17 protein-coding genes are annotated in these 20,926 nt (G+C 56.7%); 9 read left to right on the plus strand and 8 right to left on the minus strand.

All coding sequences use genetic code 11. The annotated features are described in order from the left end of the window. The gene (locus CPY64_RS12785) at positions 1–1,296 is read right to left on the minus strand and encodes a serine hydroxymethyltransferase (protein ID WP_035275287.1); all 1,296 of its coding nucleotides are present in this window, start codon (positions 1,294–1,296) and stop codon (positions 1–3) included. Between the two features lie 664 nt (positions 1,297–1,960). Here CPY64_RS12785 and CPY64_RS12790 point away from each other — a divergent pair. From CPY64_RS12790 to CPY64_RS12810, 5 genes are all read left to right on the plus strand, one after another. Next, complete coding sequence (locus CPY64_RS12790) at positions 1,961–2,914, plus strand: AurF N-oxygenase family protein (RefSeq protein ID WP_042487153.1); 954 nt, start codon at positions 1,961–1,963, stop codon at positions 2,912–2,914. Further along, positions 2,911–3,963, plus strand: a complete 1,053-nt coding sequence (locus CPY64_RS12795; protein ID WP_042487151.1) for a 2Fe-2S iron-sulfur cluster-binding protein — start codon at positions 2,911–2,913, stop codon at positions 3,961–3,963. The genes CPY64_RS12790 and CPY64_RS12795 overlap by 4 nt, the downstream gene beginning before the upstream one ends. Before the next feature lie 32 nt (positions 3,964–3,995). Next, entirely contained in the window at positions 3,996–4,718 is a 723-nt protein-coding gene (locus CPY64_RS12800; RefSeq protein ID WP_026484647.1) for a glutamine amidotransferase, read from the plus strand. Further along, positions 4,715–5,581: a pyridoxine/pyridoxal/pyridoxamine kinase gene (pdxK, locus tag CPY64_RS12805; protein ID WP_042487148.1), complete on the plus strand. Its 867-nt coding sequence runs from the start codon at positions 4,715–4,717 to the stop codon at positions 5,579–5,581. The genes CPY64_RS12800 and pdxK overlap by 4 nt, the downstream gene beginning before the upstream one ends. An 85-nt stretch (positions 5,582–5,666) precedes the next feature. Further along, on the plus strand, positions 5,667–7,658 hold the full coding sequence (locus CPY64_RS12810) for a BCCT family transporter (RefSeq protein ID WP_042487145.1): 1,992 nt from the start codon (positions 5,667–5,669) through the stop codon (positions 7,656–7,658). Here CPY64_RS12810 and soxR read toward each other — a convergent pair. Next, positions 7,655–8,131: a redox-sensitive transcriptional activator SoxR gene (gene soxR / locus CPY64_RS12815; RefSeq protein ID WP_026484650.1), complete on the minus strand. Its 477-nt coding sequence runs from the start codon at positions 8,129–8,131 to the stop codon at positions 7,655–7,657. The genes CPY64_RS12810 and soxR overlap by 4 nt on opposite strands. 281 nt (positions 8,132–8,412) lie before the next feature. Here soxR and CPY64_RS12820 point away from each other — a divergent pair, with 281 nt between their 5' ends. The 3 genes from CPY64_RS12820 to CPY64_RS12830 are packed head-to-tail and all read left to right on the plus strand — an operon-like array spanning position 8,413 to position 14,029. Continuing rightward, the gene (locus CPY64_RS12820) at positions 8,413–9,486 is read left to right on the plus strand and encodes an efflux RND transporter periplasmic adaptor subunit (protein ID WP_052362996.1); all 1,074 of its coding nucleotides are present in this window, start codon (positions 8,413–8,415) and stop codon (positions 9,484–9,486) included. Beyond that, positions 9,483–12,599: a MexW/MexI family multidrug efflux RND transporter permease subunit gene (locus CPY64_RS12825; RefSeq protein ID WP_042487141.1), complete on the plus strand. Its 3,117-nt coding sequence runs from the start codon at positions 9,483–9,485 to the stop codon at positions 12,597–12,599. The genes CPY64_RS12820 and CPY64_RS12825 overlap by 4 nt, the downstream gene beginning before the upstream one ends. Next, positions 12,596–14,029 carry an efflux transporter outer membrane subunit gene (locus tag CPY64_RS12830; RefSeq protein ID WP_042487138.1) on the plus strand — a complete coding sequence of 478 codons (1,434 nt, stop codon included), beginning with the start codon at positions 12,596–12,598 and terminating at the stop codon, positions 14,027–14,029. The genes CPY64_RS12825 and CPY64_RS12830 overlap by 4 nt, the downstream gene beginning before the upstream one ends. A gap of 2 nt (positions 14,030–14,031) precedes the next feature. Here the strand turns inward: CPY64_RS12830 and CPY64_RS12835 are convergent, their stop codons facing one another. From CPY64_RS12835 to CPY64_RS12850, 4 genes are all read right to left on the minus strand, one after another. Then, positions 14,032–14,451 carry a hypothetical protein gene (locus CPY64_RS12835; RefSeq protein WP_042487135.1) on the minus strand — a complete coding sequence of 140 codons (420 nt, stop codon included), beginning with the start codon at positions 14,449–14,451 and terminating at the stop codon, positions 14,032–14,034. A gap of 180 nt (positions 14,452–14,631) precedes the next feature. Continuing rightward, complete coding sequence (locus CPY64_RS12840; protein WP_052362995.1) at positions 14,632–15,321, minus strand: ANTAR domain-containing response regulator; 690 nt, start codon at positions 15,319–15,321, stop codon at positions 14,632–14,634. 3 nt (positions 15,322–15,324) lie between these two features. Next, positions 15,325–16,479 carry a transporter substrate-binding domain-containing protein gene (locus CPY64_RS12845; RefSeq protein WP_226791378.1) on the minus strand — a complete coding sequence of 385 codons (1,155 nt, stop codon included), beginning with the start codon at positions 16,477–16,479 and terminating at the stop codon, positions 15,325–15,327. A 132-nt stretch (positions 16,480–16,611) separates the two neighbouring features. Further along, complete coding sequence (locus tag CPY64_RS12850; protein WP_042487129.1) at positions 16,612–17,094, minus strand: AmiS/UreI family transporter; 483 nt, start codon at positions 17,092–17,094, stop codon at positions 16,612–16,614. 677 nt (positions 17,095–17,771) lie between these two features. On the opposite strand from CPY64_RS12850, the gene CPY64_RS12855 reads away from it, so the two are divergent. Beyond that, positions 17,772–18,632, plus strand: a complete 861-nt coding sequence (locus CPY64_RS12855; protein WP_042487127.1) for a DMT family transporter — start codon at positions 17,772–17,774, stop codon at positions 18,630–18,632. 1,097 nt (positions 18,633–19,729) lie between these two features. On the opposite strand, the gene CPY64_RS12865 is transcribed toward CPY64_RS12855, so the two are convergent. Together CPY64_RS12865 and CPY64_RS12870 are read right to left on the minus strand one after the other, a co-directional pair. Then, positions 19,730–20,320 (minus strand): c-type cytochrome, encoded by a 591-nt coding sequence (locus tag CPY64_RS12865; RefSeq protein WP_042487122.1) that lies wholly within the window; start codon positions 20,318–20,320, stop codon positions 19,730–19,732. Continuing rightward, entirely contained in the window at positions 20,317–20,925 is a 609-nt protein-coding gene (locus CPY64_RS12870) for a cbb3-type cytochrome c oxidase subunit II (protein ID WP_042487120.1), read from the minus strand. The genes CPY64_RS12865 and CPY64_RS12870 overlap by 4 nt, the downstream gene beginning before the upstream one ends. Position 20,926: the final 1 nt, after the last annotated feature.

Raw genomic sequence — 20,926 nt, forward strand, 5'->3', positions numbered from 1 at the left:
TCAGTACATCAAGGGGAATCGCCGGTTCAAGTCGGCAACCCCTTCCAGAATGGCATTCTCGGTGCGGGGATTGCGCGAACCACTGCGCACCCCGCCCAGCAAGGCCAGAATCATGTCGCCGATTTCCTTGAAATCGTCCTCGCCCAAACCGCGCGTGGTACAGGCGGCGCTGCCCACACGCACCCCCGAGTACGCACCAGTGACCTGCTCATAAGGCACCCGGTGCTTGCTCAAGCTAATGCCTAACTGAGCCAGAACCCGCTCCACCAAAGGCCCGGACAAGTCCCAAGGGCGCAAATCCACCACACCAAAATGACAGTCTGTACCGCCTGATACCACTGTCAGCCCACCTTCGGCCAAACGACGACACAAGCTGCGCGCATTGATGATGACGGACTGGGCATAGGCCTTATAGGACGGACTCATCGCCTCACCCAAGGCCACGGCCTTGGCCGCCAGAATGTTCAGCAAAGGCCCGCCTTGCAGCCCTGGATACACCGCCTGGCTCAAGCGCTCGGCCAGCTTGGGTTCATTGCTCAGGATGATCCCGCCACGCGGACCGCGCAAGGTGCCATGCGTGGAGAAAGTCGTAACGTGCGCATGCTTGACGGGCGACTCCATCAGCCCCGCAGCAACCAGTCCCGCACTGTGCGCCAAATCCACCATCAGGTAGGCATTGACCTCGTTGGCGATATTTCTGAACTCGGCAAAATTCGGGGTCCGTGAATAAGACGATCCTCCGGCAATGATCAGCCGTGGTCGTTCCTTGTGAGCCAGAGCGCGGACTTCATCCATGTCCACCCATTGCGTCTGACGATCCACCCCATACGAGCAGGTCTGAAACCAGCGTCCGGACACATTGAAATGCGAGCCATGGCTAAGGTGCCCACCCGCACTTTGGTCCAGCGCCAGAATCGTGTCGCCCGGTGAGAGCAAGGCCAGATACACCGCCAGATTAGCCTGACTGCCCGAGTGCGCCTGCACATTGGCATAGGAGGCCCCAAAAACCGCCTTGGCCCGCTCGATGGCCAGCTCTTCAGTTTGATCGGCTTGTTCGCACCCGCCGTAAATCCGTTGCCCAGGATAGCCTTGCGCCTGCTTGTTGCTGAGCAAGGAGCCCTGCACGTCCAGAACGGAGCGGCTCAGGTAATTCTCGGAAGCGATCAGCTCAATGGTGTGTTGTTGGCGACGCCGTTCGGCTTCGATGATGTCCCAAAGATTGCGATCGCTTTGCTGTAGAAATTGCGAACCCACCAGAGGCAGGTGGGGGGTGTCGCCACCGGCAAGACTCTTCATGGGAGTTCCTGTTTAGAAATTGGCTACTGTTGCCACCGTGCAGACTTTTCAAACACAGGCAAAAGTGCAGCCCTGGCATGACGATTCCAAGGGCGAAAGATAAACATCCTATTCTGTTTATCGACCTATCAAACAGTCCATTAAAAATAAATCCACCAGACCACTTTTAATTATTGTTATTTGAATAAACATTCAAAGCATAAAGAATTAAAAATCACCTGAAACCAAGCTATAAAGCCAATCCCGATTATTCTTGTCAACAATTAAAACAAGATTCAAATTTTTATTATTAAGTGGTCTGTTAAATAGCCGAAAAATGGTCTGTCATTTATTGTCATAGGATCATTAGAATGCAGCCAACGAATACTCAAGACCCATACTTCTAAACGCTCAAGCAGATTATCACCTTTCTCTATCTGCGCACGATAAAAACATCCTCAGTTTTCCCACGACTACAGGAAACTCCATTGCTTTAACGGCAGTTCAACCACGCTGATCCCCACGGTTTGAGAAACCCGGCAACGGGATTTTTTTGGGCCTTGTCCATAAGAATCGGCAAATCCTTTTAAGCCTGCGAATTTCCATTTGGAAATAAAGATGGGTGGAATAAAGAAACGACCTGTTCATTTCGAACAGATCGCAATCAACAGCAAGGAAGTTTGAAATGACAATCAAAAGCTACGAAACTGATGACGCCGTACGTAATATGCTGCAAAAGCTGTCTGTACTTTGGAAAAACCGGGCTGCCGTGAATCAGGAGCTGCCGGACTACAACAATCTGGCGTTCGATCCCAACAAGGCTGACTTCAGCGAATGCCTCTTGCCGTTCCGCGAGCATCAGGCCTGGCTGGAAGCACCTGAAGAATTGAAATCGCAGTGCTTGTCCTACGCTTGGGGCATTTACAACCTCAAGACCATTTATGTTGAATGCAACGTGGTCACCCCTTCTTGCGAAGACATCATCAAGACCCCGCCCCCAAGCGCCAACCGCAATCTGCTGCAAGATGTGATGTCCCAGGCTTTGCTGGACGAGGCCCTGCACACGCGCATGTCGATCATGGCCTGCAACTACATCTACTCCATGCGTGGTTTGACGCCCCTGGATTTCACCAATTTCAACCTGGTGCAGTGGCGCAATGACATCCTGAGCCAGTGCAGCTCCGAATCCGAGCGTCGCCTGACCCGCTTTGCCATTGCCTGCGCCTCCGAGACCCTGATTACCGACTATCTGAAGACCATGGCCGAGGACAAGAGCATCCAGACCGTGTGCCATGAAGTCACCCGCACTCACGCCATGGACGAGTGGAGCCATTCCAGCGTGTTCAGCTTTGTGGCCTCCGACATCATTCACGGCCTGAGCCAGAAAGAGCGCGAGCACATGCGTGCCGTGATTTTGCGCACCGTGGAAATGTTCGCCAACAATGAAATGGGTGCCTGGGAAAAGGTCTTCTCCATGGTGAACTTCCCCAACGCTCGCGACATCTTGCACGACACCGGCGACTCCAACGAAATTGGTGTGTACACCGGCTCGGTAGAAAGCCTGATCGAGCGCATTGGCTTGAACAGCAAATCCGGCAAGGCCCAGCCCGAGGCCGAACAGCAGGAGGCGCTGCAATGACAGCCATGATTCAGGCGCGCTGCGAGACCGTTCGCCCCGAGGCCGGGAACGTCAAAGTGTTTACCTTGCGAGTGCAAAGTGGCCACTTTGATTTTCTGAGCGCCTTGCGGGCAGGCAAGCATGTCGCCCTGAGCTACCCCGATACCGGCGGCACCATTCAACAGCGTATGTATTCGATCACCCGTGTGGCCGATCCAGACCTGATTGAAATTGCCGTGAAAGGGTCGGGCCGCAATAGCGTCTCCGATCATCTGCATGCCACCTTGCGCGAGGGCATGAGTGTGCCCCTGCAATATGTGGCGGGTGAGATCTCGGTGGACTCGATTGTGGGTTACCAGCGTATCGCCATGATCGCCGGCGGCATTGGCATTACCCTGCCCATTGCCTTGCTGCGTGAATTGGCGGCGCGAGCCCAGGACGGCTTGCCTGTACCACAAGTACATTTGCTGCTCAGTATTGCCCGTATTGCCGACATTCCTTTCCTGCACGAGCTGCTGCAGCTGGACCTGGGCACCAGCTGGTTCACACTGACGGTGTTTGTCACGCAGGAAAAAATCCGCGAAAGCGCTCATTTCAAAGTGGGACGCCCCTCTTTTGAGAATATGGAGCAATTGAAAGACCCGCAGGCCGTGGTGATTTGCGGCAGCCATGGGTTTGCCCAGGCCTTGCGCGAATACACCATTCAGGCGCACCCCATCTCGCACATGTTGATTGAAGCCTTCTCCCCACCGGCCAAAGCGGGTGTGGAAATCCTGCCTGAAGCAGGCAGTGCCCCCTTGCAAATCAATGTACGCAGCACCGGACAAACGCTCAACCCTGAGCCGGGCAGCAGCCTGCTGGAAATGCTGGAAGCAGGCGATGTGCCTATTCGCAGCCAATGCCGTTCGGGCATTTGCGGCGCTTGCCGGGTACAGATATCGGAGGGCGAATACCGCTCCGAACCGGACTTTTGCCTGAGTGATCAGGACAAGGCCCAGGGCCATGCGCTGGCGTGTTGCACCTTCCCCCTGTCGGGTGCCATTAATGTAGACATCGGTACCACGAGCTGACATCCTTACCATCTGGATTGAAAGAAACTCTTATGAAGAAAGTCATCGCACTGCGTCATATCCATTTTGAAGACTTGGGCACACTGGAACCTGTTCTGATCGAACAGGGCTACCAAGTTCAATATATTGACCCTTCCGTCGAGTCACTACGCCATGTGGGTGAACAGGACGCTGACCTGCTGGTTGTATTGGGCGGGCCAATCGGCGCCTACGACGAAAAGATTTACCCCTTCCTGTCCGATGAGCTGGAACTGATCAACAAGTTCTTGCTGGCAGGAAAACCCCTGCTGGGCATTTGCCTGGGCGCGCAACTGATTGCTCGTGCTCTGGGAGCCAATGTGTATCCGCTGGGTGTGAAAGAAATCGGTTTCTCTCCCCTGAAACTGAGTGAAGCGGGCAAAGAATCGCCCCTGGCCGCCGTCAGCGGCATTCCCGTCCTGCACTGGCACGGGGATCAGTTCGACATTCCCGATGGAGCCATTCACCTGGCCAGCACGGACGTAGGCCCCAACCAGGCCTTCTCCTTTGGAAGCCAGGTATTGGGTCTGCAATTTCACCTGGAGGCCGACACCAGCAAGCTGGAACGCTGGCTGGTTGGTCATGCCAACGAACTGGGACAAGCGGATATCGACCCGCAGATGCTGCGTCTGGAAGCCATGGCGGTACAAAAACGCCTGCACGCCGCTGCTGCTACGGTCCTGACCAACTGGCTCAGCCAACTTAAACAAGCCAGTTCCGCTGATTGTGCTGCATGAACACTGCTGTAACGTTTGTTGATCGCGAACGACATCCCTACCATGTGGATGTCGTTTCGATTCAGTCTCAAGTGGTCTACGGTCGGGTGGGCAACAATGTTGCCGGCCCGACCTTACGTAGGCACGGCTTTAAAGTCGCCGCCGTTCCCACCGTGTTGCTCAGCAACAACCCGCAATACCCCACCGTGCACGGCGGTGCCGTCCCCGATGAATGGCTGAAAGGCTTTCTGGATGACCTGGTGCTGCGTGGTGCGCTGGACAAGGTGCGCGCTGTCCTGATCGGTTATCTGGGCAGCGCCAATCAGGCCGTCATCATTGCGAACTGGCTGAAGGCCTTGTTGCAAGACCATCCGGACACTCTGGTCATCGTGGACCCGGTCATAGGCGATCTGGATGTAGGAGTCTACGTAGACCCGGCGCTGATTCCCGCCTATCACGAAACCTTGCTGCCGCTGGCCACGGGCCTGACTCCCAATAACTACGAGCTGTCCTTGCTGTCCCAACAGCCTTGCGACACCATCCAGGGCAGTTCAAGCGCCGCGCACGCCTTGCTAAATGGCCGTACCGAATGGGTCATTGCTACCAGCGCCGCTCCCGACTCCTGGCAGGATGGCCAGATCAAATTATTAATGTCGCGCAAAGAACCCCGCGCCGACACCCTGCTTAGCCATCCTCGCGTCGATTGTGCCGCCAAAGGCACCGGCGACCTGTTTGCCTCCACCTTGCTGGCCCACCTGATTTTGGGTGCAGACCTGCATTCGGCGGTGCATACAGCCAGTGCCAGTGTGCTGCTTCAATTGGAGTTGACCCGACAGGCCGGACATCAGGAATTAATTTTGCCGATAGATCCTTTCCGAGCCTGAGCAAATATTTCTTAATCTAACAAACCTTTCAACAGGCAGTCGTTCTCGTTAAGCTGTGCCCTCTTAGTTACAAACGGAGCATGACATGGGGCTGCCTTTTAAAAGCACGCTACATCCACGGGTGTTCTGGGGATCTACCTTTATCGTCCTGGTCTTTTTGCTGATCGGGATTATTTTCCCTAAAGACGCCGCACTTATTTTTGAGCAGTTACAAAACTGGGTCATCAAAAGTTTCGGCTGGTTCTATATCCTGGCTGTGGCCTTGTTTTTCTTTGCCGTCGTCTATCTGGCATTAAGCCGCTACGGCAACTTGAAATTAGGGCCGGACGACTCGGAACCTGACTACCCGTATCTCACCTGGATGGCAATGCTATTTGCCGCCGGTATGGGTATTGGTTTGATGTTCTTTGCCGTGGCCGAACCACTGCAACACTTCTCGGCCCCACCCTCGGGTCTGGCCAGCACAGTGGAAGCCGCCCATCAGGCGCAGATCATCACCTTCTTTCACTGGGGCGTTCATGCCTGGGCCGTCTATGCGGTCGTGGGTTTGTCGCTGGCCTATTTCTGCTTTCGCTACAACCTGCCGTTAACGATTCGCTCGGGCCTGTATCCCTTATTTGGCAAGCGCATTGAAGGCTGGATTGGCGATAGCGTGGATATTTTCGCCGTTTGCGGCACGCTATTTGGTATTGCCACCTCCATGGGTTTGGGTGTGCTTCAAATCAATGCCGGTCTGGAGCATTTATTTGGCTGGCCACAGGAAACCTGGCTGCAAATTGTCCTGATTGTGGTGGTTACCTCACTGGCTACCTTATCTGTTGTCAGTGGACTGGATGTTGGCATTCGCCGCCTGTCCGAACTGAATTTGCTGGTTGCCATTGCCTTGATGCTGTTTGTGCTCGCCGTGGGCCCCACAGCCTTTTTGATGAATGCTTTTGTACAGAATATCGGTGGTTATCTCGATAACTTCTTTGCACGCTCATTTAGTACACAAGCATTCCGCGGGCAAAGCTGGATGAAAGCCTGGACCTTGTTTTACTGGGCCTGGTGGATCGCATGGTCGCCTTTTGTCGGCATGTTCATCGCCCGCATCTCGCGTGGTCGCACCGTGCGTGAATTTGTGCTGGGCGTATTGCTGGTGCCCACCGTCTTCACCTTCTTCTGGATGACCGTTTTTGGCAACACCGCCATCTTCCTGGATATGGGTGTGGCCGCGGGTCAACTGGCTCAGGACGCTGCCGCCAATGCATCCGTGGCGCTGTTCGAGTTCCTGGAATACCTGCCCTGGTCCAATGTGACCTCGACGCTGGCCATTATTCTGGTCGCCATTTTCTTTGTGACCTCGGCTGACTCGGGCTCTTTGGTTATCGATACCTTGGCCGCCGGCGGCGTGGAAGACGCTCCAGTCTGGCAACGCATTTACTGGTGCGCGCTTGAAGGTACCGCCGCCTCGCTGCTCTTGCTGGCCGGTGGTCTGACTGCCTTGCAAACCGTGACGCTAGTCAGTGCCCTGCCCTTTGCCATCATCATGTTCTTGTTGATTCTGGGGCTGTTCAAAGGCATGAAGGCAGATATGTCACGATTGCGTCGTCAAGGTCCCATGTCCGGCCCGGCACCGGGTTCGGAAGTGTCCTGGCGCCGCCGCCTCTCGACCATTCTGCACACGCCCAACCAGCGTGATGCCCGTCGCTTCATGGGTGAGACCGTGGTTCCCGCCTTGCAGGCTGTGGCAGACGAGCTGAGTAAACGCAACCTGAATGTCAGCCTGGAAACGGGCGAGCCGGATACGGCGCAACTGACCATTCAGGCCGACAACCAGCGCAACTTTGTCTATGGCGTGGAATTGCGTGCACGTCGGGTTGCCAGCTTTACGGCAGCGGCTGCTCGCAACGAGCAGGCTCGACCTCAGGAATGGCAAGTGCGCACTGTCTTTGCCGATGGCAGTCGGGGTTATGACCTGATGGGCTTGTCTTCCAGCCAGGTCATCAACGACATCCTGAACCACTTCGAGCGCTATCAGTCGCTGGTCACCTCCGAGGCGACAGCCCTGTACGCGCAGTCGCCCGACCCAACCTAAACCTCTGATCCGGCCTCCAGCTTTCTTTCCAGAATCTGGGGGCCGGGCCCTTGCTGGCCCAGGATATCGGCCGGGTTACGCAAGGGACATTCACTCATGGACAAGCACCCACAGCCAATACAGTGGGTCAGCTCATCACGCAATCGCGTCAATTGCTCAATTCGATCATTCAAACTGGCTTGCCAACGACTGGACATGGCCCGCCATTGTTTGCTGGATGGCTTGCTGCCCGGTGGCAAACCACGCAAGGCCTCGTGGATTTCTTCCAGAGGAATGCCGGTACGCTGCGCCACTTTGATGATCGCAATGTAGCGTAAAACCACCGAATCAAAACGACGCTGGTTACCACTGTTGCGGGTGCTGGCAATCAAGCCTTTGGCTTCATAAAAATGCACGGTGGACACGGGTACACCACTGCGTTTGGCCACTTCCCCCACCGTCAAAGCACGACTGAAATCCACTGTTTTTGCCATCTCGACACCCCTTGACCTCAAGTTAACTTGAGGTTTTATAGTCCAGGTACCTAATTAAGGCAAGCCATGTTGGCTGCCTCTTTGTTGTCACAGGAACCTGCCATGCCTCCCCTCATTTGGATTCTGTTTGCCGGACCGCTGTCATGGTTGCGGCAAGCCTTGCTTGTGTCAGCCACCTACTTCAAACCTGAAGACTGGTCTCAAAGCGATCAGCGATTCGGGTGGACTCTGCCAAACAAGCAGCCCCTTTGGCCCTCCTCGATAAGCGGAGGACAAGCAGCATGAGTTCGCGTCGTACTTGGATCATGATTCCCGTTTTGGCCGGCGTATTGGCCATAGGCTGGCGTTTGCTGCCAGCCTCGCAAGAAGCGCAGGCAGGGGGAGGCTATCCTCCTGCCGTTGTCGAACTGGCCAGTGTGGAGTTCCAGACCGCTCCTCGTCTTTTGCATGCGGTCGGTGCATTGGAAGCCTGGCAGCAAGTGTTGCTGAGCGCAGAGACCAGTGGCCGTATTCGCAAGATTGATTTCACCTCCGGACAGCACGTCAAAGCAGGCCAGCCATTGGTTTTGCTCAATGACGAACTGGAGCAAGCCAGCGTGCGCCGCGAGCAGGCACAGGTCAAACAGGCCGCCATTCAGCTCACGCGGGTGCGCAAGCTCAAAGAGCAGCAGGCCGCTACCCAGGAACAGTTGGATCAAGCCCAGGCCGATCACGCCGTCGCCCAGGCTCAGCTGCAATATCAACGTGCTGAACTGGCCTTGAAACAGATTGCCGCCCCCTTCTCGGGCCGCATCGGCATCACCAGCCTGCACCAGGGCCACTACTTGCAACCCGGCCAGCCCATTGCCAGCCTGGTCGATGACAGCCAATTGCGCGTAAACCTGACCGTGCCAGAGCAAAGCCTGCCGGATCTGAAGGTCGGCCAGACACTGCAAGTACAGGTGGACGCCTGGCCGGGCGAGAACTTCCAGGCTGAAATCAGCGCTATCGATCCCTTGATTGGCGATTCGCGCACCATACGCCTGCAAGCGCTGCTGCCCAACCCCGACAATCGTCTGAAAGCGGGGATGTACGCCCGCGCTCAATTGAAGCGCCCGGCTGAGGCGCCTGTGCTGACCGTACCGGAGACGGCACTGACCTACACCGCCTACGGCCAGACCGTGTTTGTGGCCTCCCCCACGGATCAGGGTCTGTGGCAGGTCAAACGTGTGGCGGTACAAACCGGCGAGCAATGGGATGAGCGTGTCGAGATCATTGATGGCCTGAAAGAAGGCGACCAGGTTGTCAGCGCCGGTCAGATCAAGATTCAGGACGGCTCCACGGTACAGGCCGCCAAGGACAAGGAGCCCGTATGAACACCACCTCCCGTCCCGGCTTTACCGACTTGTTCGTTCGTCGGCCGGTACTTGCCCTGGTGGTCAGCGCCTTGCTCCTGATGTTGGGTCTGTTCTCCCTGGACAAGCTGCCCATCCGGCAGTATCCCCTGCTGGAGAACTCCACCATCACGATTACCACCGAGTACCCCGGCGCCTCTGCACAACTGATGCAAGGCTTTGTCACCCAACCGATCGCCCAGGCACTGGCCTCGGTGGAAGGGGTGGATTATCTGTCCTCCAACTCCGTGCAAAGCCGCAGTGTCGTGACCTTGCGCATGGAACTGAACCGCGACTCTACCCAGGCATTGACCGAAGTCATGAGCAAGGTCAGCCAGGTGCGCTATCGCCTGCCTGAAGGCGCGTATGACCCGGTTGTGGAACGCTCCTCCGGGGACTCCACCGCCGTGGCCTATGTGGGCTTTTCCACGACGTCGATCTCCATCCCGGAACTAAACGATTATTTGTCCCGCGTGGTGGAGCCCATGTTCTCCACCATTGATGGCGTGGCGAAAATCCAAACCTTTGGCGGCCAAAAACTGGCCATGCGACTGTGGCTGGATTCGGACCGCATGGCTGGCTATGGCCTGACTGCTGCCGATATTGCCCAGGCTGTACGCGCCAACAACTATCAGGCCGCTCCCGGCATGGTCAAAGGCCAGCATGTCTTGAGCAATATTCAACTCAACTCGGACCTGACCAGCGTGGCCGAATTTCAGGACCTGATCGTGCGTGAGGATGGCACCTCGTTGGTACGACTGCGCGACATAGGCAAGGTAGAACTGGGGGCAGCGGCAACTGAAACCAGCGCCTTGATGGATGGTCTGCCCGCGATTCACCTGGGTTTGTTCCCTACTCCCGGCGGCAATCCCTTGCGCATTGTGGAAGGCATTCGTGACCGCCTGCCCGCTATTGAGGCGACCTTGCCACCCGGCGTAGAAGTGGCCTTGGCTTTTGAAACCGCCCGCTTCATCCAGGCCTCGATTGATGAGGTACTCAAGACCCTGACCGAAGCCATGATTATCGTGGTGCTGGTGATTTACCTGTGCCTGGGTTCGTTCCGCAGCGTGTTGATTCCCCTGGCCACCATTCCCTTGTCCATGCTGGGAGCCGCGGCCTTGATGCTGGCCTTTGGCTTCAGCATCAACTTGCTGACCTTGCTGGCCATGGTGCTGGCTATTGGTCTGGTCGTGGACGACGCGATTGTGGTGGTTGAAAACGTACACCGTCATATTGCTGCCGGGCGTTCGCCCGTGGTGGCCGCCCTGCTGGGCGCGCGTGAAGTGGCTGGTCCTGTAATCGCCATGACGCTGACGCTGGCTGCGGTTTATGCCCCGATTGGTCTGATGGGTGGCCTGACTGGGGCACTCTTCAAGGAGTTTGCCCTGACCCTGGCCGGTGCCGTGCTGGTATCCGGGGTTGTAGCCTTGACCTTGTCCCCAGTGATGAGTTCCTTGCTGCTGCCCTCCCAGCAAGATGAAGGCCGCGTGGCTCACATGGCAGAGAGCTTCTTTGGTGGTCTGTCGGCCCGCTATGGCCACTTGCTGGCCCGCTCCCTGCGTCATCGCTGGATTACCGGCGCGGTCGCCTTGCTGGTCTTTATCAGCCTGCCCGTGCTCTATCAAATGACGCACAGCGAACTGGCTCCCATTGAGGATCAGGCCAGCGTGCTGACAGCCGTGAAAGCTCCGCAAAATGCCAACCTGGCCTATGCCGAGCGCGACGGCAAGCTGCTGGATGACACGTATCGTGAAGTGGCCGAAACCGAAAGCACCTGGTTGATTGTGGGGACAGACGGCCCGGCCGCCAGCTTTGGCGGAATCAACCTGAAGGACTGGAGCAAGCGCGACCGCGATGCCAGCGCCGTACAGGGCGAACTGCAAGGACGCGTCAGCGCGATTCCCGGCAGCAGCATCTTTGCTTTCCAGCTTGCCCCCTTGCCCGGTTCCAGCGGCGGTCTGCCGGTACAACTGGTACTGCGCAGTCCCGGCGACTACCGCACGGTGTACGACACGATGGAATGGGTGAAGCAGCAAGCCCGTGAAAGTGGCTTGTTCGTTGTAGTGGATAGCGACCTGGACTACAACAAGCCGGTTTCCCGCGTGGAAATTGACCGCAGCAAAGCCGCCAGCATGGGCATCAGCCTGCGTGATATTGCCGACTCTTTGGCTGTACTGGTGGGCGAGAACTACCTGAACCGCTTCTCGCTGGATGGCCGCTCGTACGACGTCATTCCGCAAAGCCAGCGTGAACTGCGCCTGACGGCTCAAGCCCTGACACGCCAGTTTGTACGCAGTGCCAATGGCGAGCTGGTGCCCTTGTCGACCATGGTTCAAATCCACAGCGAAGTGGAACCGAACAGCCTGCGCCAATTCAACCAGCAAAACTCGGCCACGTTGCAAGCCATTCCCGCTCCGGGCGTAACGCTGGGGCAAGCAGTGGGCTATCTGGACGACATCGCCCGGCAATTGCCCGCAGGCTTTACGCATGACTGGCAATCCGAGTCGCGCCAATTCACCCAGGAAAGTCAGTCTCTGGTGTGGGCCTTCCTGGCCGCGCTGGTGGTGATTTATCTGGTACTGGCCGCGCAGTACGAAAGCCTGGTGGACCCCATCATCATTCTGGTGACGGTGCCCTTGTCCCTGTGCGGCGCCCTGCTGCCTTTGGCCCTGGGGTTTGGCACGCTCAACATCTACACCCAGATAGGTCTGTTAACGCTGGTCGGGCTGATCAGCAAGCACGGCATTCTGATGGTGGAGTTTGCCAATGAACTGCAATTCAAAGAGGGCTTGAAAAAGCCTGAAGCCATCTTGCAAGCCGCCCGCATTCGTTTGCGCCCTGTGCTGATGACAACCGGAGCCATGGTCTTTGGTCTGGTGCCTCTTCTGTTTGCCTCCGGTGCGGGTGCGAACAGCCGCTTTGGCCTGGGTGTGGTGCTGGTCTCGGGCATGTTGATCGGCACAATATTCACCCTGTTTATCTTGCCGACTTTGTATACCTTGCTGGCGCGTGATCACGCCCATCAAGCAGACACCCCGCGGGCGCGCGATTTGGCTCAGGCCCTGCGCCCTTCGACTGGAGAACACTCATCATGACGCCACAACTATCAAACAGGCTAGCGCCTGTGGCGCGTGCTCTGCGACTGGTGATCCCCAGCCTGATCCTGAGCGGTTGTGCGGTGGGTCTGGACACCTCCATTCCCACCGCCCCAAGCTTGGTCGACACCAACTGGAACAGTCAGTTCGCTCAAACCACCGAGCAACGCGAAAACTGGTGGACCTTGCTGCAAGACCCGCAACTGGACGCCCTGATTGCCAAGGCCCTGGATCACAACCTGGATATTGCCCAGGCACAGGCCCGCTGGCGGGCCTCCCGTGCCCTGATCGACGAGCGCCAGCACGACCGCCTGCCGGCCGTCACGGCCCACGCCAGCTACAACCGTAGCGGTTCACAGTTTGCCGCGCCCGATGGCTCCATTGACCATGGCATCAGCGAAAACTGGCGCCTGGGCATGCAGGCCACGTGGGAGATTGATCTGTTCGGTCGTCTGGAACAGTTGGCCCGTTCTGCCCAGGCTCGCAGCGAAGCCAGTGCAGACCAACTGGATCTGACTCGCCAGGCTATCGCGGCTGAACTGGCACGTCAGTACGTACAAGCCCAGGGTTTGCAACGGCGACTGGCGCTGGCTGAGGACGACGTACGCAGTTGGGAACATACGATCAAGCTGGTGCAGGCTGGTGTGTCGCTGGGCCGGGAACTGCCGGAGAATCTGGACAATGCCCAGGCTGGTCTGGAACGAGCCAAAACCCTGGTGCCTCAACTGCGCAGCGATCTGGAACTGGCTCGTTTGCGCATCCAGGTGCTCAGCGGCGGACAAGCCAAGATCATTGATACACCGCTGCCTAGCTCCAAAGCTCCTTTAGCGGCGTCCCTGCCTTTGGGCGATGTCAACGCCATGCTGTTCAACCGGCCTGACGTACGTGCCGCTCGACAGGAAATCCTGGCCAGTTCGCACGAAGTGGCCGCCGCCACCGCCGAGCTGTACCCCCGTCTGGATCTGGCTGGCTTTATCGGCTTCTTTGCTCTGCGGGGTAGCGACCTGGGCCATGCTGCCCGCGCCTTCGATGTATCACCCGCCATGCAATGGCCTGCCCTGCGCCTGGGTCATGCCAGAGCGCGCTTGCGTGGCATGGAAGCCGTGGCTGATGAATCACGCCTGCACTATCAACAAGTGCTGCTGCAAGCTCAGGAAGAAATTCAGGGCTCTTTGCAAAGGCTGACTCAACATCAGGAGAGCCTGCTTAGCCTGACTCGAGCGGCGTCACACCTGGAAAATGCCCATGAGCGTGCCTTGACGCGTTATGAAGTGGGGGCTGGAGCCTATCAGCAAGTGCTGGAAAATCAGCGCAGCCTGAACCAGACCCGACAAGAGCTGGCGATTGCCGAAACCGGCTCGTACCTGAATGTGATTGCCTTGTATCAGGCCTTGGGTTGGGGAATAGCGACGCCAAGCAGCCCTGAGTAATTTCAGGCTTGATGGGATTGGGGGTGGTCTGTCTCAAAGATGGGCCGCCCCTTTTCTATTTGAGCGTCCGTCTGTTGCAGAAACTCGGATAGATTCGCAATCTTGCTTTGCATCAGCCGCTCCAACAGCTTACCGCCAAACCACAACAAGGCGCAGCAGAAAAGCGTAATCGGCAATACATACCAACGCAGCCAGGCCGAAGCATCCAGCAGCCAGCCTGCAGCGGTAAAAATCACCACCAAGGTGCAGGCAATCCAGTTATTGCGCTTGGCTTTGAGCAGAAATTTACTCAAGTCCTGGTGACCACGCTCCAGAGTCTCTACTTGCTCGCTCAGTTGATCACGGTCTTTTTTCAACTGTGCCCAGGCGGCGCGCTGCTCCTGTGTCACCGGCCTGCCTGGTTCATGCTCCTGATTGCTCATTATCTCTACGCCTGACAGCGGAGTGCTCTAGAAAAACACTATTGTAGGAGGAATGAAAACAGGGAGTGTTTCTGTCTTTTTCTTTATCAAGCCAGCCTATGTCTATCACTTCAAGCACATCACGCCATGCCCCGCCTGCTCTCGCTACCCACCGCCCATCAGAACAGCCAGAAAACATGGCTAGTTCCCCAGCAAGGATGAGCCTTTCTGCCCCAGGGACAGCACCTCACTGGCGTTCACAATGGCAATCGAAATATCTTCAATTGTGCTGCGTTTGTTCATGGCCTGCTCGCGGATCAGATCATAGGCCTGATCCTCCGACACCTGATGGGTACGCATCAAGATCGTCTTGGCCTGAGCCACATGCCGCTGCCCCATCAGCTTGGTCTGCAGCTTGCTGATCAGGCGACGCTGCTGGCGTAGTTCCTTATGGTATTTGCGTGCCAGTACCACCGTGGACAACAAACCAAAAGAACGAATCGGTGCAGGCAGGATCGCCTGAATATTCAAATCCAGCACAGCGGAAACTATCGTGGGGTTTTCATAATTGACCACGGCAATCACTGTGGGGGCATCCTCCTCGCAGACCCAATCCAGGCGCAGGTGCAAAAGATCAGGCTGCACAGCCAGAAACACCAAATCCGTTCCTGAAGGCAGGTTTTGCGTGGGCGGCCAGATCGTCTGGACCGAACACCCGATACGCTGCAGTTGCTGGGTCAGCAAGCGGCCATCGCTATCGTCCGGATGCATGACCACCATCGTCAATTGCCGCAGTTCCTTGAGCTGCGGCGAGGTGGCATGCGGAAAACGATTCCGCGCTCGCAAGGGCTTGTTTGCCGGCTCATCACCGTAGGAAGAGGAGTTGGCCACGCTTTATGTCTCCAAAGTATCCAGCTTGGCAGTCCAGTCACCCAAGGAATGGGTGACCAGATACGGGTCGGGCGAGACCGGGCGCGTTGCCTGGCGCACAATCGCAAATTCGCCGTCGGCATTGATGCGGCCAATCCGAGGATAAAGCCAAGTGTGGTGATTATTGGGATCGATCTTGATCCGCCCCTGGGGCGCGTCCAGTTCACTGCCTAGCAGGTAGGGCAGCAAATCCCCGATCGCATCACTGGCGGACTGCCGATACGCATTGGCGAACAAATGCATCTGTGAATAGGCCGCTTCCCAACACAGATTAGGGTGGCAGTCGGCCCCAAAACGCTTGCGCAAACTGGCCAGGCAACGCGCATTGACCTCTGACTCGATAGATTGAAAATACGGTGCAGCGGTGAAGTGCCCACAGGCAATATCGGCCCCCATCTGCGCGACCTCGGCCTCGGAGGTGGTCAGGCTGGCAATAGGCATGGTCTGCGGATTAAAGCCCGCATTGGCATAGGCTCGATACAGATTGGCGGTGGAGTCCCCCACCACGGTGGAGAAGATAAAGTCCGGCTGCTTCTGGCGTATATCTTCCATGATCCGGCTGTAATCGCTCTCGCTGGCGTCCAGAGGCAGATAGTGCTCGCCCAGCACTTGGCTATCAGGATGCTGCATGACCAGCTCGCGCATGATGCGGTTGGACTCGTAGGGGTAGATATAGTCCGAGCCAATCATATAGACCCGCGCGCCAAAATTACTGGTCATGAAATGGGCCAGCTGCACACTGTTCTGATTGGGGGCAGCACCGGTATAGATCACATTGCCCGAAAACTCGAAGCCCTCGTACAAGGTGGGGTAGAACAGCAGCTTGTTCCACTTCTCCACAATCGGGATCACCGCCTTGCGGCTGCTGGACATATAGCAGCCAAAGATCACATTGACGCGGTCCTGCACAATCAGCCGCTCGGCCTGTTCAGCGTAGCAAGCGGGCCTGGACGCCGGGTCATAGCACACCGCCACCAGCTCGCGCCCGAGCAGGCCACCGGCCTCGTTGATTTCCTCAATCGCCAGCTTGGTGCCCTGCCACTGCGACTGACCAATGGTAGAGGTCATGCCGGTTGCAGAATAAAGAACGCCGACGCGTACGGGTTCGTTGTGAGCCAAAGTCCATCTCCTGTCTAGCATGGTAGGGGCGCAGGTCGACAGACCTGCCGGTAAACACTACGAGCGAGCATCAGGTTACTCCAAAAAACGGCATTACTCTGGCTCCCCACCACGCTTGCACTCCTATGAAAACTACCAGGCATCCATCATGATCAGGGTGCCGGGCAACCAGCAGGTCAAGGCCCCGACCAAGACGGTATACGCAGGCAAGATACGCAAGGACCGTCCCAGTCCCAAGGCCAGGAAAAACAGAAACCACAGGCTGGACCATAAGAGCCACATGGTGATCAAACGTGGATCGCTGGCAGACCCGGCAAAGGCCAAGGCACTGATGGCAACAAACAGGCAATACCAGCCAAAGCCCGCTCCTTTCAGCCCATACCACTGCACCACAGCCAGATACAGATAGGTAAAGGCGAACAGCAATCCACCGGCGACGGCAAAGTAATCTGCCATTTGCTCGCCGCGCTGCAAGCCCAGCAAATTGATGAACAGGGCCAACAGCCCCACCAGCAAGTTAAAGGGGGCCAGGTCCCGACTTTCAATACGTCCAGTCAAACCCACACCATTCACAATCAGCACAGCCCCAATAAAGAAAAGCGCAACACCCAACATGGCATAAGCCTCCAAAACAAGGTGACGATTCCGGCCTGGCTGGCGTCAGGAACCTCCTGGCGCTGCGTGAGCTCTGTGTATCGCGATGGCTTATTGCCGGGAGGCATGGTCCGAATAGTTCGCGCCCTAATTACGAGGTCGGATTTATTTCAGGCAAACAAAAAGGCCCAGACCGGTTCAGGTAATGAACCGGTCTGGGCCTTTTTGCCCAACATCGGCGCTGGCAGCATTGGCAGCGGATGTCGCGTCTATTCGGAAATGTCGCAGCGATCTGAAATCGCGATCGGTGCAATTCTTACATAGCCCGGACGATCGTCTGTACTAGCGATTACCCTAGCGGCTGACGATTGGCGTCCTAAATATATTTTGTGCTACAGTAGCCCATCGATTTAACGATCTGATCCCTATTCCATGAACCGCCCCGCATCTTCTTTGCCAAGCACTCTGCCCCTGTCGCGGGCCGCGTCGCTGCGGGCGGGCTCTCCTCCATCTGTCTTGCTGTTGACTGTCGTCGCCCCGGGCGTCGTCAATCAAGCCGCAGTCGTGTCCGACGTCGTCGTCGACACACGCGTCTACAGCGTCTGCTCCTAAGACCTCTTTTTCTTTTCCTGCGCTCTTGATGCGCCTGGAATGTCTTTGCAGACAAACCTAATTTATTTAGACAGATAAAGAACATCATGATTTCTTCTTCTCGCGCCCAAGGGGGTGCTATTGCCCTGTTCGTGCTGCTTTGGGGCAGCGCGGGTATTTTCACTCGTATCGGTTTGGATCATGGCTCGGTTATGGCCATGCTGATTCTGCGTTTTGCCATTGCCCTGCCTATGGTGATTATGCTGGGGCACTTCAATGGCGGCTGGCTACCGCCCAAAGGGCAACGTCTGCTGCCGGCTATCAGCGGTTTGCTGATGATCGGGCTGTATTCGTTTTTCTATTTTGAAACTCTGGCCCAAGGGATCACGCCTGGTCTGCTGGCCACGATTCTGGGGGTACAGCCAATTCTGACTTTGGCTTTGACCGAGCGGCGTTTTTCCCTAACCCGTGTGGCCGGTTTTGCACTATCGCTGACAGGACTGATTCTGGTGGTGTATCAAAGCCTGATCGTCAGCCGCTTGTCCGTAATGGGTCTGGTGTTTGCGATTGCTGCTTTGTTAAGCATTACCGTCGGGACGATTGTTCAAAAGCGTCAGCCTGTGGGGGCGTTGCAGGGCATGCCCTTGCAATACTCCTTGTCTCTGGTCTTGTTTATTCTGGTGTCCCTGGGTTTGGGACAGGAAATCCGCTGGGAGAACACGCTGGGCTTTTGGGGACCGGTGGTGTGGCTTGGCCTGGTGATTTCCGTGCTGGCCCAGTTGCTGCTGTATCGCATGATTCGCAGCGGGAATCTGGTCAATGTCACTAGCCTGTTTTATCTGGTTCCTGTGGTGACAGCCGGGCTGGATTTCCTGATTCTAGGGAATACCTTGGCGGCTCGCGCGGGGTTGGGACTGGTGGCTATCTTGGCTGGTCTGTGGCTGACACTACGGAAGAAAGCGGCGTAAGTCTGCTTTTTATAAGTGGGGTTTCACAGAGAGTTAAATCGGTCTTTGAATGATGAGATCGGTCTCCGTGAAGCCACCACTTGGGGCCCTCTGCAGGGATTGGGCTGAGAACTTGCCGGTGCTGCGCACCGGTGCCCTTGTCAGGAGATAGCTACGGGCGCACCCTGAACTCCCGGGGTGGTTCGTCCCCCGGACGAACCACAAGCGCCCCGGTCAAACAACAGGGTGCTTGCATCCCTACGCTATCTCCTGACCGCGGCAAGTACTCTGATCCGCCCAATCCCTGCAGAGGGACCCAAGTGGTTCACAGTGATGCATATCCACGATTCAAGCCGGTTTACTTCCAAGATCCAGATGCTCAGAGACAGATCTCAATGCCTAGCTCTCTATTTTTAAGCAGCAGCCCTCAAAGCCCCCCTCTAAAAGCCCCTGATTTACGAGTTCTCGCTACATACAGATAGATACGAGTCATCAACGTATAAGTACTGCAAGCATGCTGATCATCATTGATGATTACTTTTGGGCTTTTTCAACTAGCCTCACTGCGCTCAGTCGCAGTAGCCCTTCAATCCATCTCAACAACTTGGCCGACAAGACACCCAAGCCCACCAAGCGCCAAGCCAAAAAACGCAACACAGCCCCCTGTCCTCTCTACAACCAGCACTTTCTCCCGTCCAAAATCGGTTTTTTTTATATTTCTCCGTTGTGAGCCGCTTGGGGGCCGGGTCCAGGGGGGTGGGCGATTCAGACTGCTTGCCGCAGGCGGTTCTGATATCCGGGATGCAAGCCCTGTGCTGCTTGAGCCCGACGCTTGTGATTGGTCCGGGGGACCAATCACCGGGCGAGTTCACAGGGCGCCCGGATATCAGAATCGACAAGGGCACCGATGCGCAGCATCGGCAAGTAGTCAAGCCCACCCCCCTGGACCCGGCCCCCAAGCGGCGTCCCCACAGAGACACCAAACAAAAAAAACCGACATCTCCAACCCTGGGGTCGGGCGAGATATCGGTTCAAAAGCCGGGGGCCTGTTCCCGGCGTGCTACCGTTTCAAAACGTGCTTCTAATTATTAATTCCAGAAGAACCAATCCCAGCCGTCTCACTGCGCCGCAATCCAGTCCTGCAATTCCTTCTCCCCTTGCCAGGGTTGGCTTCGATCAGCACTAGCCGCACGCGCCTCGGCAACCAGTTCGGGAGTGACCGCCTCGGCCTCATTCCCCCACTCATGGCGAATGAAATTAAACACGGCAGCTAGCTCCGCATCACTGAACTGCTCCGCAAAAGCAGGCATCGCTCCCTGATATTGCTGCCCTTTCACCGTGATAGGCCCGTTAATGCCATGCAGCACCAACTGAGCTAACACTTTGGATTCGCCCTTCACCCATTCAGAGTCAGCCAAAGGCGGAAACACCCCCGGCAAACCTTGCCCGCTTGCCTGGTGGCACGCCATACAGGCATTGGCATATAGCTGCTTGCCATCCGCAGACGCACTGCCAGGGGCAGGAGCCAGAACCGCCAAAGGACGCTGATCCCCTAAGCGCGGCGAGCTGTTGGGCTGGGCGGAGACGATGTAATACACCGCCCAGGCCAGCAAGGCCAAAATCACCAAAATCACCACTCGCGGAACCGGGTTGTATTGCTCGTGAGGATCCGCATTCTCGCTTTGACGACTTTGCACAGGGCGACTCATTCCTCACCTCCCACTGCATCCGCACTCAAGATCGGATACACATGCTTGAGTGACTGCAAATACACCACCAGATCCAAGGCCTCTGGACGGGCTACCAACACCTTGCCCTCCGGTGCCACACCCGGCGGCAGACTCACGACGCGCTCATCAGGCTGTACCTGATCCGGGTTTTTGGCTTCAAACAGAAAACGATAGGGAGGCATATTGCTGCCCGGCGAGTAAGCACGCGGATCATACAAGTGCCCCAAATGCCAATCCTGACTAGGCTGACGCACACCAATATTGAACAGATCAGGCCCCGTGCGCATGGTGCCCAGCAAAGGCGGATCGTCGTAGTGATAATCCCCCGCGACCGAAGCACGCCCCCAACCACGGCTGGCATCGGCCACACCCGCGCCCGTCGTGCTGGGCTGCTGCGTGTGACAAGTAATGCAGCCATTGCCCCGATACACCGCCCGACCCCGTATTTCCTGACTGGTATAAGGCGACAAACCTTCCGGGGCAGGCTCGTCTTTCAGCTGCAGAAACGGCACCACAATCATGGCCGCCGTTGCCAGGGACAAGGTCACCATGGACCCGATAATCAACTTCAGTTCGTTTTCCATG

This window comes from Alcaligenes faecalis, from assembly GCF_002443155.1.
GTDB classification, from domain to species: domain Bacteria; phylum Pseudomonadota; class Gammaproteobacteria; order Burkholderiales; family Burkholderiaceae_B; genus Alcaligenes; species Alcaligenes faecalis.